Origin of the sequence: Pedobacter nyackensis, from assembly GCF_900176505.1 — a bacterium.
Classification (GTDB): domain Bacteria; phylum Bacteroidota; class Bacteroidia; order Sphingobacteriales; family Sphingobacteriaceae; genus Pedobacter; species Pedobacter nyackensis.
This window is the reverse complement of the sequence record NZ_FWYB01000016.1, coordinates 137,142-151,328: the sequence shown is the minus strand read 5'-3', so window position 1 is coordinate 151,328 and position 14,187 is coordinate 137,142. Positions and strand designations below refer to the sequence as shown.

Annotated in this window: 14 protein-coding genes; 11 read left to right on the top strand and 3 right to left on the bottom strand. The window is 38.9% G+C overall.

The genetic code is table 11. From position 1 onward, the window contains the following. The first annotated feature begins 727 nt into the window (after positions 1–727). The 9 genes from sucD to fabG all read left to right on the top strand — a co-directional run bounded on the left by sucD (position 728) and on the right by fabG (position 10,011). Positions 728–1,609 (top strand): succinate--CoA ligase subunit alpha, encoded by an 882-nt coding sequence (gene sucD, locus B9A18_RS21520; protein ID WP_084291613.1) that lies wholly within the window; start codon positions 728–730, stop codon positions 1,607–1,609. Positions 1,610–1,772: 163 nt separating this feature from the next. Then, positions 1,773–2,252 (top strand): methionine-R-sulfoxide reductase, encoded by a 480-nt coding sequence (locus B9A18_RS21515; RefSeq protein ID WP_084291612.1) that lies wholly within the window; start codon positions 1,773–1,775, stop codon positions 2,250–2,252. Positions 2,253–2,361: 109 nt separating this feature from the next. Continuing rightward, positions 2,362–2,796 carry a septal ring lytic transglycosylase RlpA family protein gene (locus B9A18_RS21510; protein WP_235005404.1) on the top strand — a complete coding sequence of 145 codons (435 nt, stop codon included), beginning with the start codon at positions 2,362–2,364 and terminating at the stop codon, positions 2,794–2,796. Between the two features lie 381 nt (positions 2,797–3,177). Then, a complete protein-coding gene (locus tag B9A18_RS21505) occupies positions 3,178–4,152 on the top strand; it encodes a ribonucleoside-diphosphate reductase small subunit (protein WP_084291624.1) in 975 nt (324 codons plus the stop codon). Positions 4,153–4,256: 104 nt separating this feature from the next. Continuing rightward, positions 4,257–6,635, top strand: coding sequence for a ribonucleoside-diphosphate reductase subunit alpha (locus tag B9A18_RS21500; RefSeq protein WP_084291610.1), 2,379 nt, complete (start codon positions 4,257–4,259; stop codon positions 6,633–6,635). A gap of 286 nt (positions 6,636–6,921) precedes the next feature. After that, entirely contained in the window at positions 6,922–7,125 is a 204-nt protein-coding gene (locus B9A18_RS21495) for a cysteine-rich CWC family protein (protein ID WP_084291609.1), read from the top strand. A 96-nt stretch (positions 7,126–7,221) separates the two neighbouring features. Then, on the top strand, positions 7,222–8,097 hold the full coding sequence (locus B9A18_RS21490) for a carbon-nitrogen hydrolase (protein WP_084291608.1): 876 nt from the start codon (positions 7,222–7,224) through the stop codon (positions 8,095–8,097). A gap of 20 nt (positions 8,098–8,117) precedes the next feature. Continuing rightward, positions 8,118–9,188, top strand: coding sequence for an agmatine deiminase family protein (locus B9A18_RS21485; protein ID WP_084291607.1), 1,071 nt, complete (start codon positions 8,118–8,120; stop codon positions 9,186–9,188). Positions 9,189–9,267: 79 nt separating this feature from the next. Continuing rightward, positions 9,268–10,011 carry a 3-oxoacyl-[acyl-carrier-protein] reductase gene (gene fabG, locus B9A18_RS21480; protein WP_084291606.1) on the top strand — a complete coding sequence of 248 codons (744 nt, stop codon included), beginning with the start codon at positions 9,268–9,270 and terminating at the stop codon, positions 10,009–10,011. Between the two features lie 48 nt (positions 10,012–10,059). On the opposite strand, the gene B9A18_RS21475 is transcribed toward fabG, so the two are convergent. After that, positions 10,060–10,758 carry a L,D-transpeptidase family protein gene (locus B9A18_RS21475; RefSeq protein WP_235005403.1) on the bottom strand — a complete coding sequence of 233 codons (699 nt, stop codon included), beginning with the start codon at positions 10,756–10,758 and terminating at the stop codon, positions 10,060–10,062. Between the two features lie 119 nt (positions 10,759–10,877). Here B9A18_RS21475 and B9A18_RS21470 point away from each other — a divergent pair, with 119 nt between their 5' ends. Then, positions 10,878–12,965 (top strand): hypothetical protein, encoded by a 2,088-nt coding sequence (locus B9A18_RS21470; protein ID WP_084291604.1) that lies wholly within the window; start codon positions 10,878–10,880, stop codon positions 12,963–12,965. A gap of 11 nt (positions 12,966–12,976) precedes the next feature. Next, positions 12,977–13,588, top strand: coding sequence for a trimeric intracellular cation channel family protein (locus B9A18_RS21465; protein WP_084291603.1), 612 nt, complete (start codon positions 12,977–12,979; stop codon positions 13,586–13,588). Here B9A18_RS21465 and B9A18_RS21460 read toward each other — a convergent pair. After that, the gene (locus B9A18_RS21460) at positions 13,585–13,884 is read right to left on the bottom strand and encodes an FtsB family cell division protein (RefSeq protein WP_084291602.1); all 300 of its coding nucleotides are present in this window, start codon (positions 13,882–13,884) and stop codon (positions 13,585–13,587) included. The genes B9A18_RS21465 and B9A18_RS21460 overlap by 4 nt on opposite strands. A gap of 31 nt (positions 13,885–13,915) precedes the next feature. Then, positions 13,916–14,107, bottom strand: a complete 192-nt coding sequence (locus B9A18_RS21455; protein WP_084291601.1) for a hypothetical protein — start codon at positions 14,105–14,107, stop codon at positions 13,916–13,918. Positions 14,108–14,187: the final 80 nt, after the last annotated feature.

Here is a 14,187-nt window from a genome sequence, read left to right as displayed (position 1 = left end):
ATAATAGAACTAAAGAAAAACAATTAATTTTATAATTATTAACCCCTCTCAAAACTGTAAAGTAAAACCCGTATCAGACCAGAAGTAAACCTATTTCAGTAAAATAAAAAGCAGATGTAAACACCAACCAGTAATTTAAATTATCATTGTAAACTACAGTCAGTAAAATCAAAAATAAAAGTAAACACTAATCAGTAATTAGCTTTTTTACTGTAAACTAATCCCAGTATAAGACACGTTAATGCAGGGCTTGGAATGAGTTGGGGATAACCAGCGGTAAAGTAGTAGTAAAATAGAGGGTTGCTTTACCCTTGGTTTACCCTTCCTTTACCCTTGCCTTACCCTTGGTTTACCCCAGGGGTAAAGCAACCCTAAACCAAGGGTAAAGGAAAGGTAAAGCAACCCGCAACTTATTCCCTTGTTTAGCTCTCCTTAACCTTAACTTACTATAGCCGTTTTGTACGGATGTCTTATCCTGATATTACTTGTTGATTTAGGCTAACTCGAGCTAGTTCAAGCCTAGTTATTCCTGATTTTGTTTGTTTACCAGAAAAATTTTCCTGAAATCGTTTGCTGTCTGGAATTACTTTCCTGAAATTGATTGTTTTGTTTGATCCTCTTGTGATGTGGTTTGCAAGCGCTTTAAATAAAGTGTTGTAATAAAATTTGGATTGCATTTGACATTACATTCCAATTAGCTTAGATTTGCACAAAAAAATAAAGATACATGAGTGTTTTAGTAAATAAAGATTCAAAAGTTATTGTTCAGGGTTTTACTGGAAATGAGGGTACTTATCATGCTTCTCAAATGATCGAGTACGGAACTAACGTTGTTGGTGGTGTGACTCCTGGAAAAGGTGGTCAGACTCATTTGGACAAACCGGTATTTAATACTGTAAAGGATGCGGTTGATAAAGCCGGCGCAAATGTATCGATCATTTTTGTTCCACCTGCGTTCGCTGCAGATGCGATCATGGAAGCTGCTGAAGCTGGAATTAAAGTTATCGTTTGTATTACTGAAGGTATCCCTACTAAGGATATGATTCAGGTTAAAGAATATATCTCAGACAAAGATTGCCGTTTAATCGGTCCTAACTGTCCTGGAGTAATTACTGCTGATGAAGCTAAAGTTGGTATCATGCCAGGTTTTATCTTCAGAAAAGGTACAGTGGGTGTGGTATCTAAATCAGGTACTTTAACTTACGAAGCTGTTGATCAGGTTGTGAAAGCCGGATTAGGTATCACTACTGCTATCGGTATTGGTGGTGACCCAATCATTGGTACAACTACTAAAGAAGCAGTTGAATTGTTAATGAACGATCCTGAAACTGAAGGTATCATCATGATTGGTGAAATTGGTGGTGGAATGGAAGCTGAGGCCGCCCTTTGGATTAAAGAAAACGGTACTAAACCAGTAGTTGGTTTTATCGCTGGACAAACTGCTCCTGCTGGTCGTAGAATGGGTCACGCTGGTGCAATTGTTGGTGGTGCTGATGATACTGCTGCAGCTAAAATGAAAATTATGGCAGAATGCGGTATTACAGTAGTAGAAAGCCCTGCAGAAATAGGCGCAGCAATGGCTGAACTATTGAAAAAAGTAAGTGTTTAATAAGATCTTCTTGTATAGTTTTAAAAGCTCCGGTGATTTATTTCATCGGAGCTTTTTATTTGTCGCCCATAAAAGCCCGGAGTAGCGCTATTTAGAACTGACATTCTTATTACAACTCTGGGGACGCTTTTTGCGTATCTTGTGTTAAATAACATACACGTAGATGAAAGCTTTAATCAATAAAACATTTATGTTTACCATGCTGTTGATTTTAGTAAACCTGACAGCATGCGGTCAGCAGCCGCAAAAAAAGGATACAAAAAAAACGATGAAGAATATGGAATGGAATAAATTAACCAAGGAGGAAGAGGATGTGATTGTGCGTAAAGGCACGGAATATCCTGGTACAGGTAAGTTGTTAAATAATAAGGAAAAAGGAACTTATGTTTGCAAGCGTTGTAATGCTCCTTTGTACCGTTCTGAATCTAAATTCGAATCACATTGTGGCTGGCCCAGCTTCGATGATGAAATCAAAGGTGCAGTAGAAAGAATACCGGATGCCGATGGTATGCGTACCGAGATTGTTTGTGCAAATTGTAAAGCACATTTAGGTCACGTATTTTTTGGTGAAGGCTTTACTGACAAAAATACGCGTAACTGTGTGAACTCTATTTCCATGAGTTTTGTGCCTGATAAGAAATAATTTCTTTAACAGTGATATTATTAGGGTGCCTGGGATTAACTTTTCGGGCATTTCTTGTTTTTAAGTACTTAGTTTACTTATGTTTGTCGGCTCACCAACTATAGTAAATATGAAGTATTGTTTATTGTTATGTGGTATGCTGATTTCTTTTCTTGGGTTTTCCCAGAATATTCCAAATGAAACAGGTTCAGATATTGTTCTTGAAAAGTCGGCAGAATCCTCATCTAATCACTCTTCTAAATTAATCTCAAAAACTGTTTACGCAACATATTACCACAGAAAGTTTGAAGGTCGTAAGACGACAAGCGGGGTAAGGTATCGTGGAAAAAAATTGACAGCGGCGCATATGACACTTCCTTTCGGAACCATAGTTACGGTGACGAATCCGGCTAACGGAAAATCGGTAGATGTTGAAGTGAATGACAGAGGTCCGCATTCCAGAAAATTCAAAATAGATCTTTCCGCTGCTGCGGCCAAGGCCATCGGTATGTATGGAAAAGGTGTGGCTAAAGTTGAGATCAGTTATCTTCCTGAGGAAGACTAACCCTTTAACTTTATTCAGTTGATAAGTTTTCTGAACTTATCAACATCCCTTCTTACTTCTTCCTGAGATTAAAAGAAATAGATAGCAAATTTCAAGCGTAATTAGTGTGTCAATTTCTCTTTTTATTGTTGATAAATATGGCTGCTTGTTAACAACTATTGTTCTCTTATCATGGGTTCAGACTTTATATTTGTTTACATAAAGTTCTTTTGTGAATCAGTCATAGATTTTTAGTTAAGGTTTTATTACTTAGTTGTTTAAGGTTGTCGGGAGATTTCAAGTCTTTTAAACTTTTTATTACGGGGTGTAGATCGTCTGGCTACAGGATTTATTAGAGCTTTATAAAAAGAAAATACATTTACCCCATTAAAATAGATGCTTATGCAAGAAGAAGAAGTATTATTAAAAGAAAACAAAGACAGATTTGTTCTTTTGCCGATTAAATATCCTGAAATCTGGGAAATGTATAAGAAAACCGAAGCTAGTTTCTGGACTGCTGAGGAAATTGACCTTTCGGATGACCAGAAACACTGGGATAATCTGAACGATGGAGAAAGACATTTCATTTCACATATTCTAGCCTTCTTTTCTGCCAGTGATGGTATCGTAAATGAAAACCTTGCGGTAAACTTCATGAGCGAAGTACAATTGCCGGAAGCACGTTGCTTTTATGGTTTTCAGATCATGATGGAGAACATCCACGCAGAGACTTATGCTTTGCTGATTGATACTTATATCAAAGATCCGGAAGAAAAGGATCGTTTGTTCCATGCTATCGATACTGTACCCGCAGTGAAAAGAAAAGCGGAGTGGGCATTGCGCTGGATTGAGAACGGAACCTTTGCTGAACGATTGGTAGCATTTGCTGCAGTTGAAGGGATTTTCTTCAGCGGAAGTTTCTGCTCGATTTTCTGGTTAAAGAAACGTGGCTTAATGCCAGGACTTACCTTCAGTAATGAATTGATCTCAAGAGATGAAGGTGCACATTGTGAGTTCGCTTGTCTGCTTTACAAAATGCTTAAAAACAGATTAAGTCAGGAACAGGTACATGCGATCATTAGTGATGCTGTAGAAATTGAAAAAGAATTTATTACAGATGCTTTACCGGTTGCCTTGATCGGAATGAACGCGAAATTGATGTCGCAATACATCGAATTTGTGGCCGACAGATGGTTGCAGGAATTGGGATATACAAAAATTTATAATGCAACGAATCCTTTCGACTTTATGGAGATGATTTCATTGCAAGGTAAAACCAACTTCTTTGAAAAAAGAGTAGGGGATTACCAGAAGAGTGGTGTGTTGACTTCATCGGAAGATAAAGCAGCAGCATTCTCATTAGATGATGACTTTTAGTACTTATTGGGGTTAGACGATAAGTAAATAGATAATAATTATAATTAGGTGCCTATGCTGAGTTTGCCGCTCTGAAACTCAATAAGCACCATAAATAGAAAAATATGTTCGTAATAAAAAGAGATGGCCGCAAAGAAGCGGTAAGGTTCGACAAGATAACGGCTCGTATTGAGAAGTTATGCTACGGTTTTAATGTTGAACTTGTAGATCCGATAGATGTTGCCAAGAAGGTAATTGAAGGATTATACGATGGCGTTACCACTTCGGAGCTGGACAATCTTGCAGCTGAAACAGCAGCCTCTTTAACTACAAAACATCCGGATTACGCGCTGTTGGCTTCACGTATCGCAGTGTCTAACCTTCATAAAAATACGACTAAGTCTTTCTCCAAAACTATGGAGATGCTGTATAACTATATCGACGCTAAAACCGGTAAGCCAGCATCACTGATTGCAGATGATGTTTGGGAAGTTATTGAGAAGAATGCAGATATCTTAGACAGTACAATTATATACGACAGGGATTTTGGTTTTGATTACTTCGGTTTCAAAACATTAGAGAAATCTTACCTGTTGAAAGTTGAAGGACAGATTGTTGAACGTCCTCAGCATTTATTTATGCGTGTTGCTGTAGGTATCCATAAAGGTGATATCGATAGCGCAATTGCAACGTATAACCTGATGAGTGAGCGTTGGTTTACTCACGCTACACCTACATTATTTAATGCAGCTACTCCTAAACCTCAAATGTCATCGTGCTTTTTATTAACGATGCAGGATGATAGTATTGAAGGAATTTATGATACCTTAAAACAAACTGCCAAAATCTCTCAGAGTGCAGGTGGTATTGGTTTAAGCATCCACAACATCAGAGCTACTGGTTCTTATATTGGTGGTACCAATGGTACCAGTAATGGTATTGTGCCGATGTTGAAAGTGTTTAACGACACTGCTCGTTACGTAGATCAAGGTGGAGGTAAACGTAAAGGTGCCTTTGCTATCTATTTAGAGCCTTGGCATGCTGATGTTTTCAGTTTCTTAGACTTGCGTAAAAATCATGGTAAAGAAGAATTACGTGCACGTGATTTGTTCTATGCACTTTGGGTTTGCGATTTGTTTATGAGACGTGTGGAAGAGAACGGCGATTGGAGCTTGTTCTGTCCGCATGAAGCACCAGGATTAGCAGATTGTTTCGGTGAAGAGTTTGACGCTTTATATGAGCGTTACGAAAAAGAAGGAAGAGCACGTAAAACCATTAAAGCACAAGAATTATGGTTCGCTATTCTGGATTCACAAATTGAAACAGGTACGCCTTATTTGTTGTATAAAGATGCAGCTAACAGCAAATCTAATCAGCAGAACTTAGGTACAATTAAAAGTTCTAACCTTTGTACTGAAATCATCGAGTATACTTCTAAAGACGAGGTTGCCGTTTGTAACCTGGCTTCATTAGCGTTACCTAGATATGTAATCAATGGTGAATTTGATCACCAGAGATTGTATGAAGTTACTTATCAGGCTACCGTAAACCTGAATAAAATCATCGATTATAACTACTATCCGGTAGAAGAAGCCAAAAACTCTAACATGCGTCACAGACCGGTTGGTTTAGGTGTGCAAGGTTTAGCGGATGCCTTTATTTTAATGCGTTTACCTTTCGAAAGTGAAGGCGCCCGTATCTTAAATAAAGAGATCTTTGAAACTATTTATTTTGCTGCCATGACTGCTTCTCATGACCTGGCTGTAAAACATGGTCCTTACGAAACATTTGAAGGTTCTCCATTGTCAAAAGGTAAATTCCAGTTCGACCTTTGGAATGTACAACCTGATAGCGGCCGTTGGGATTGGGAAACTTTACGTGAGAAAGTAGTGAAAGATGGTGTTTACAACTCTTTATTGGTTGCTCCAATGCCAACTGCTTCTACTTCACAGATTTTAGGAAACAATGAGTGCTTTGAGCCTTATACTTCTAATATCTACACCAGAAGGGTATTGAGTGGTGAGTTCATCGTAGTGAATAAACACTTGTTGAAAGACCTTGTAGCTTTGGGTTTATGGACTCCGGCTATGAAAGACAGGATCATTTTAGCAAACGGTTCTATCCAGGACATTGCTGAGATCCCTGATTATATCAAAGAATTATACAAAACAGTTTGGGAGATCAAAATGCGTAGCATTATTGATATGGCTGCCGACAGAGGTGCTTATATCTGCCAGTCGCAATCACTAAACTTGTTTATCAATGCTCCAAATACTTCAAAACTAACTTCAATGCATTTCTACGCATGGAAAAAAGGATTGAAGACTGGTATGTATTACCTGCGCACACAAGCAGCTTCTCAGGCAGTTAAATTTACTGTAGAGAATCAGGCAGGTAAAAACATGGAACCGGTAATTCCGGAGCATATTGAGCAAAGTGCCGAAGAGATCGTTGAAGGTCCGGTTTGTTCAATGGAAGAAGGCTGTATCAGCTGTTCAGGTTAATCATTCAGATTGAATATATCCACAAAGGAGTAAGCGTAATGCTTACTCCTTTTTTTATGATTACTTTTTTGAGTGTATATTTTGGGGAACTAACAAATTGAATGTATTGTCTCAAGGCTGCGCTGGCTAGGCAACCGGAAGGGGTTGCAACCCGACAAGGCCTTTCAACAACACATTCAATTTGTTTGAAATTAGTCAATTCAAAGCATAGCGTATATAATAAAGATGCGCATGTTGTATATTTGCAATGATCATTGCTCCTTAAGCTTTGTTCCTTAATCCTTAAATGGCCAAACACGAAATCATATCCTGCGAACGTTGTAACACTTCAATTGAGTGTAAAGCAAACGCGTATACGAAATGCCAGTGTAGTGCGGTTCATCTTGATTTGAACGAGGTGCAGTACATTAGTGAGTTGCACGACGGCTGTCTTTGTGCCAAATGCTTATTCGAATTACAGCAGGAGTACAAGGATAGTATAGCTTCCTAAGTATTCAGGTTTCCTGTTACAGTCATCTTATGATGACCTCAGTCCTTATTTTGTTTTTTTTGGCTAACTTTGCATTAAATTATTTGTTAATAAAGAATGGCTAAAGTACAGGTTGGGCTGGTGCAAATGAGTTGTACCGGTAATAAACAAGAAAATTTAGATAAAGCAATTTTAAAAATTAGAGAAGCGGCAGCAAAAGGTGCACAGATTGTGTGTTTGCAGGAACTTTTTACTTCTCTATACTTTTGTGATGTTGAAGATTACGATAACTTCAATTTGGCTGAGGCTATTCCTGGCCCGTCCACAGATGCTTTACAGGTTGTTGCGAAAGAATTGGGCGTGGTAATTATTGCCTCGTTATTCGAGAAGCGTACAGCAGGACTGTATCATAATACCACTGCTGTTTTAGATGCAGATGGTTCTTATCTGGGTAAATATCGTAAGATGCATATCCCTGACGATCCGGCTTACTATGAGAAATTTTACTTTACTCCGGGTGATCTGGGCTATAAAGTATTTCAGACCAAATTTGCCAAAATTGGTATATTAATCTGCTGGGATCAATGGTATCCTGAAGCATCACGCATTACAGCCTTGATGGGTGCTGAGATTATGTTTTATCCAACGGCTATTGGTTGGGCGACTGATCAGGATGAAGAAACCAATAAAGATCAATATAATGCATGGCAAACCATTCAGCGCTCGCACGCTGTAGCCAATGGGGTGCCTGTGGTAAGTGTAAACCGTGTAGGTTTTGAGCAAAATGGGGCCATGAAGTTCTGGGGCGGTAGTTTTGTAACAAATCCACAAGGTAGAATACTTTATTTAGGTTCTCATGAAAATGAAGAAACTGAAGTAGTAGAATTGGATTTAAATGAATCTGATTTCTTCCGCAAGCACTGGCCTTTCTTAAGAGATCGTAGAATAGACTCTTATCAGCCGATCACCAAAAGGTTTATTGACGAAGATTAGAGAACGTTTAAGATTTAGAAATGTCATCATTTAACGAAGTAATATTTAACAGCAGTCCTAAAAAAAATGGCTACCGTTTTCCTGCTGAATGGGCGAAGCACGAGGCTACCTGGTTAAGCTGGCCACATAAAGAGGCTTCATGGCCGGGAAAATTAGAAACCATCTATGAGCCATATTGCCAGTTTATAAAAATTATAGCTGAAGGCGAAAAGGTAAGGATCAATGTTAATGATGAAGCAACCAAAGCTTTCGCTACTGCGAAACTGGAAAAAGTTGGTGCTGATTTGACCAATATTGAATTCTATTTCCAGCCTACCAATGATGCCTGGTGTCGTGATCATGGCCCTGCATTTTTGTTAAATGCTGAGGGCAGTAAAAAAGCAGTTGTGGATTGGGGTTATAACGCATGGGGAGATAAATATCCTCCATACGATCTGGATGATGTTATCCCAACTAAGATTGCGCATCACTTTGAATTACCACTATATAACCCTGACATTGTAATGGAGGGTGGTTCTGTTGAGTTTAACGGTGCCGGTACTATTTTAACAACCACAGCTTGTTTGTTAAATGAGAACAGAAACCCACATTTAAACAAGGAGCAGATTGAACAGTATCTGTTGGAGTTTTATGGTGCTGAGCAGGTTTTGTGGTTAGGAGATGGTATTGTAGGTGATGATACGGATGGCCATATTGACGATATCACTCGTTTTGTAAACGAAGACACCGTTTTAACTGTGGTGGAGAGTAATCCACTGGATGAAAACTATCTGCTGCTTCAGGAGAATCTGGAGGCTTTAAAAGCGATGCGCTTGTTGAATGGCAAACCATTAAATATTGTTAAACTGCCAATGCCTTCACCGGTAATCCATGAGGACACTCGTTTACCGGCTTCATATGCCAATTTCTATATCGCCAATTCGGCAGTGATCGTTCCTACTTTCAGGGATGTAAACGATAAAATTGCTTTGGAGATTATTCAGGGTGTTTTCCCGGATAGGAAAGTAGTTGGTATAGATTCAACAGATATTATCTGGGGACTGGGCAGCTTCCATTGCCTGAGTCAGCAGGAGCCCGCATTGCTTAAATAAAAAGATCATAATCAAATAATAAATAGATGAAGCTGTATCTCGGATACAAGCTCATCAGCAAAAACAAAATATTAACCAGATGAAATTATTAGAAGGAAAAACAGCGCTTATTACCGGTGCTTCTAAAGGAATAGGACGTAAAATAGCAGAAAAATTCGCAGAGCAAGGTGCTAATGTAGCTTTCACTTATCTATCATCAGTAGAAAAAGGACTGGCTTTAGAGCAAGAATTACAGAGTTTTGGTACAAAAGTGAAAGGTTACCGTTCTGATGCTTCTAAATTTGATGAGGCAGACCAATTGATCACTGACATTGTAGCTGATTTTGGTACACTGGATATCGTAGTAAACAACGCTGGTATCACTAAAGATGGTTTATTGATGCGTATGAGCGAAGAAAACTGGGACGATGTAATCAATGTGAACCTTAAATCTGTATTTAACGTTTGTAAAGCTGCTTCTAAGGTGATGATGAAAGCCCGTAAAGGATCGATCATCAACATGAGTTCGGTAGTTGGTGTACAAGGAAATGCAGGACAGGCTAATTATGCAGCTTCAAAAGCAGGTATTATCGGTTTTTCTAAATCGCTTTCTAAAGAATTAGGCTCACGTAACATTCGTACTAACGTAGTTGCGCCTGGTTTTATCCGTACGGAGATGACTGATGTACTGGATCCTAAAGTTGTTAAAGGCTGGGAAGAAGGTATTCCTTTGAAAAGAGCAGGAGAAACTGAAGATGTAGCAAATGCATGCTTGTTCCTTGCTTCAGACATGAGCTCATATGTAACCGGACAAGTATTGTCGGTTTGCGGCGGAATGTTGTAATGTGGATAAAGAACAAGGATTAAATAAAAGCGTTCAAAATGAGCGCTTTTATTTTGCCTCATAATTTCTTTGAACCTCATGTATTATGGGTAATGTTTTGTGTTTTTCGAAATAAACGTAACCCTGTTGCAAATTTCGCCAGAATGTTGCGTGTTGAGGGAATTGAACAGTATATTTTTTCAGATTATCGGCTGTCATTTTAAAAGGGAAGATATTTACAGGAATCTGTTGCTGACCAGCATTTCTCGCTTCAACAGCCAAAACATATACTTCTTTTATTTTTTCATCTGTTAAAGGAATACAGCCAATGGTGACACAATTGCCATGGATATAAATGTCGCCACCGGGCTTCTGCTGTCCACTCCTTCGTAAATCTACACTGTTGGGGTAATTTACACCCAAAGACAAATAAAAATTACTTTTTGGATTAAAGGCATTGACATGATAAAACCCTTCCGGAGTTTGCAAGTCCCCCTCTATTACTTTTGGACCTAATGTCCCCGAATGCGCGCTAAAATTATATGTTTTAAAGAGCCTATACTTTTGTTGAGCTTTAGGTTGTAGCCAGATTTCTAATTTACCTTCACTTTTATAGGCTGCAATGTATAGCTTAAACGATTCTTTGGCTGCAGCCAGAGACAATTCCTTTTTCAGGGTTTCCCATTTTTGATCATAGGCCGTCCTAACTCGTTCAAATTTTAATTGCTGATCCTTAAATCCCGTTTGTGCCAGAGCAGATGTGGTCATAATTAACAGTAAAATGAGCTTTAAATAGCATTTCATATTTGCCAGTGTGTTGGTAAAACAAACTTAAATAAAATGCCTAGCAGTTTATTTTAAAATTTAGCATCTTTATCCAAATACATATGAGCGATTCTTTTAACCTTATTACCTTTTTGTCTCTATTTGCCTGTCTGCTTGCAGGTGTGTTGTTTGCCTGGATCTTGTACGGTAAAACGGAGCATCTGGATAAAAAGTCGCGCTATGCCTTGGCAGGGACACGTGCGGCAGGGGTTACATTAATTGGTTTTCTATTGTTTTTTCCGCTTATCAGGAACGTTTCTTATACCCCAGAGAAGCCTATCATTATTATTGGGCAGGATAATTCCTTATCCGTGGGGAATATCACGTCTGCGGGCTTTAATAAGTCGCAATATGAGCAACAAATGCAAAGTCTGGCCAAAAGGCTATCGGACGAATATGAGGTAAAGATTTATAATTTCAGTGATAGCGTTAAAAGCGGGTTCGATTTTTCAAATAAGGGGAAGCTGAGTAATGCCGCTCAATTGATTACAAAACTGAACGATGAGTACCTAAACAGGAATGTTGGGGCAGTTATCCTGGCTTCCGATGGGATTTTTAACCGTGGCGGTAGTCCACTTTATGAACTGGACAAGCTAAAGGCTCCGGTTTATACCATTGCGCTGGGCGATACCATTCCTAAAAAGGATTTGCAGATTGCCAATATCAACCATAACAGTTTGGTTTATCTGGATAATGAATTTACCATTGAGGTGCAGGCCCAGGCTTTTGAAGCTAAAGGAGAGACAAGCCTGTTATCCGTATTCGCTAATGGTAAAAAGGTTCATGAGGAGCGCTTGCCGGTTACTTCGGATGCCTTTGTCAAAAATATCCCTGTAAAGCTTAAAGCAACAAATTTGGGTTTACAGAAATATACGCTGCAGTTGAGTCCGCTGCAACACGAAGTTTCAGAAAAGAACAATGTGCAGCATATTTTTATTGATGTGATTGACGCAAAGCAAAAGGTGCTGATTGCAGCTGCTGGTCCGCATCCTGATATCACCACATTGAAACAGGCGATCAGTCTGAATAAGAACTTTGAGGTAAAGGTGGTATTGGCCGAGGGATTGAATACTTTGAACGTGAATGATTACGGACTGGCGGTGTTGTATCAATTGCCATCTGCCATATATGATGCTACTACATTTATCCAGAAACTGAAGGCAACAAGTATTCCTACCTGGTACATCATTGGGGGCCAAAGTAATTTGAATGCATTTAATCAATTACAGAAGCAGGTGAATCTGAATGGAGGTAATTACACACTTCAGGAAGCGTTTAGTACTGTAAATACGGGGTTTACAGCGTTTAATCTGGATCAGGCAGCCATTAAGCGTATCGAGGGATTTGATCCTCTACAAGGTCCTTTAGGCAAGCTGTCGGTAAATGGGAATAGCCAGGTTGTGTTAAACCAGCGTATAGGCAAAATTAATACGGATTATCCGCAGTTGTTCTTTATGTCGGATGATGGAAGAAAAACTGGCTTTTTAGTGGGAGAGGGACTGTGGCGATGGAAATTATCTGAGGCCGCTGAGACGGGAGCTGAGCCTGAAGTGTTTAATAGTCTGATCTCAAAAACGGTTCAATATCTTTCTGTTAAGGATGATAAACGTAAGTTTAAGGTATATGCTGCAAAAAATACTTTCGATGAGAATGAGAACATCATACTCAATGCGGTATTGTATAATGACAGTTATGATGCTGTAAATACGCCGGATGTAGACATCGTGATTAAAAACGAAGAAGGCACGGCTTATAAATTCCTGTTTTCTAGAACCGATGTGGCTTACCAGCTTGATGCAGGGACTTTGGCGGCAAGTAATTACAGTTATACAGCAACAACGGTTTTGGGAAATAAGAAACACACAGCGCAGGGTGTTTTTTATGTGAATGCTATGGTTGCTGAATACCAGCAAACGGTGGCTAACCATCAGCTGCTAAATACGATGTCGGCCGAAACAGGAGGAAAGATGCACAGTCCTCAGGATTTGTTAAAACTCCTTGATGAGATCAAATCGAATGACCAAATCAAAACCCTTACTTACGAAGACCGTAGATACGAAGAATTAATTAACTTTAAATGGCTGTTTGCGCTGATCATGGCATTGCTTACAATGGAATGGTTCTTCCGTAAAAGAAACGGCGAAATTTAACTAGATACCCTATGCAGATCAATACCGTAGAAACCATTGAAACATTGGGAACTATCGCATTTGCGATATCAGGGACTTTTGCTGCTATGCAAAGGAGGCTGGACCCGTTTGGTGTACTGATTATTGCTTTTGTGACTTCTATAGGTGGAGGTACGGTTAGAGATCTTTTAATAGGGGATACACCTGTGGCATGGATGCGGGATGTGAATTACTGCCTGTTGATTTTATTAACCAGTATTGCTACCATTTTCTTTAAAACCCATATCAAGAAATTTAAAGTAACGCTTTTCCTTTTTGACTCCATTGGATTGGGCTTGTTTACCATGCTGGGTATTCAAAAGGGGATTATGTTTGGCTTAAGTCCGGGTATTTGTGTCGCATTGGGTACGATTACCGGATGTTTTGGTGGTGTGATCAGAGATACTTTGCTCAACACCATTCCCTTAATTTTTCATAAGGAAATATATGCCACAGCCTGTATTTTAGGCGGGATATTGTATTATGGGTTGAAGTATTTTAATCTGACAGATGACGCCGCTACAGTTATTGTAATCGCGTTTATATTTGTTCTGAGGATAATTGTAGTTCGCTATAAGCTTGCGCTACCTAAATTTGTGTATTAGTCTTTAGGGGCTTCTTTGATGATGACAAAAACATCTTCATTCTCTTTTTTCATGAAGTATTTTTCGCGGGCAAATTTTTCTGCCGTATTGAGGTTGGTGTTTAACTCGTTCAGGTCCTTTTTTACCTGTGAGATCTCTTTCACATAAAAGTCTTTTTCTTCCTGCAGTTTATTCACCTCGGATTTGAATTCGTATTGAGAGATCATGTCGTTTCTGTCAAAAAACAACATCCATACCACAAAAGCGGCTACGGATAGGAAGTATTTGTTGCGGACAAGTTCAAAAATGCGATTCATAGGGGCAAAGGTATAAATATGATTTAAGCTTTTACAAAGGTTTGTATAATTGTACAGCAAAAATTACGCTGAATACTATTGCTACAATTACACCGATGACAGATAGGGTGCTGACTTTGTTCCCTTTAAACCAGCCTACCAGGATTATCAATAATGCAAATGGCGGAAATACGCTCAGTAGGCTCACTATAACGCTTAGTTCTTCCTTTTTGTCTTTAGTCATGATGCTTATATTAGGTATTGCTATAGGTAAGATAACAAAAAAGTCCTGCAATTGCTTGCAAGACTTTTTATTTGTATTAA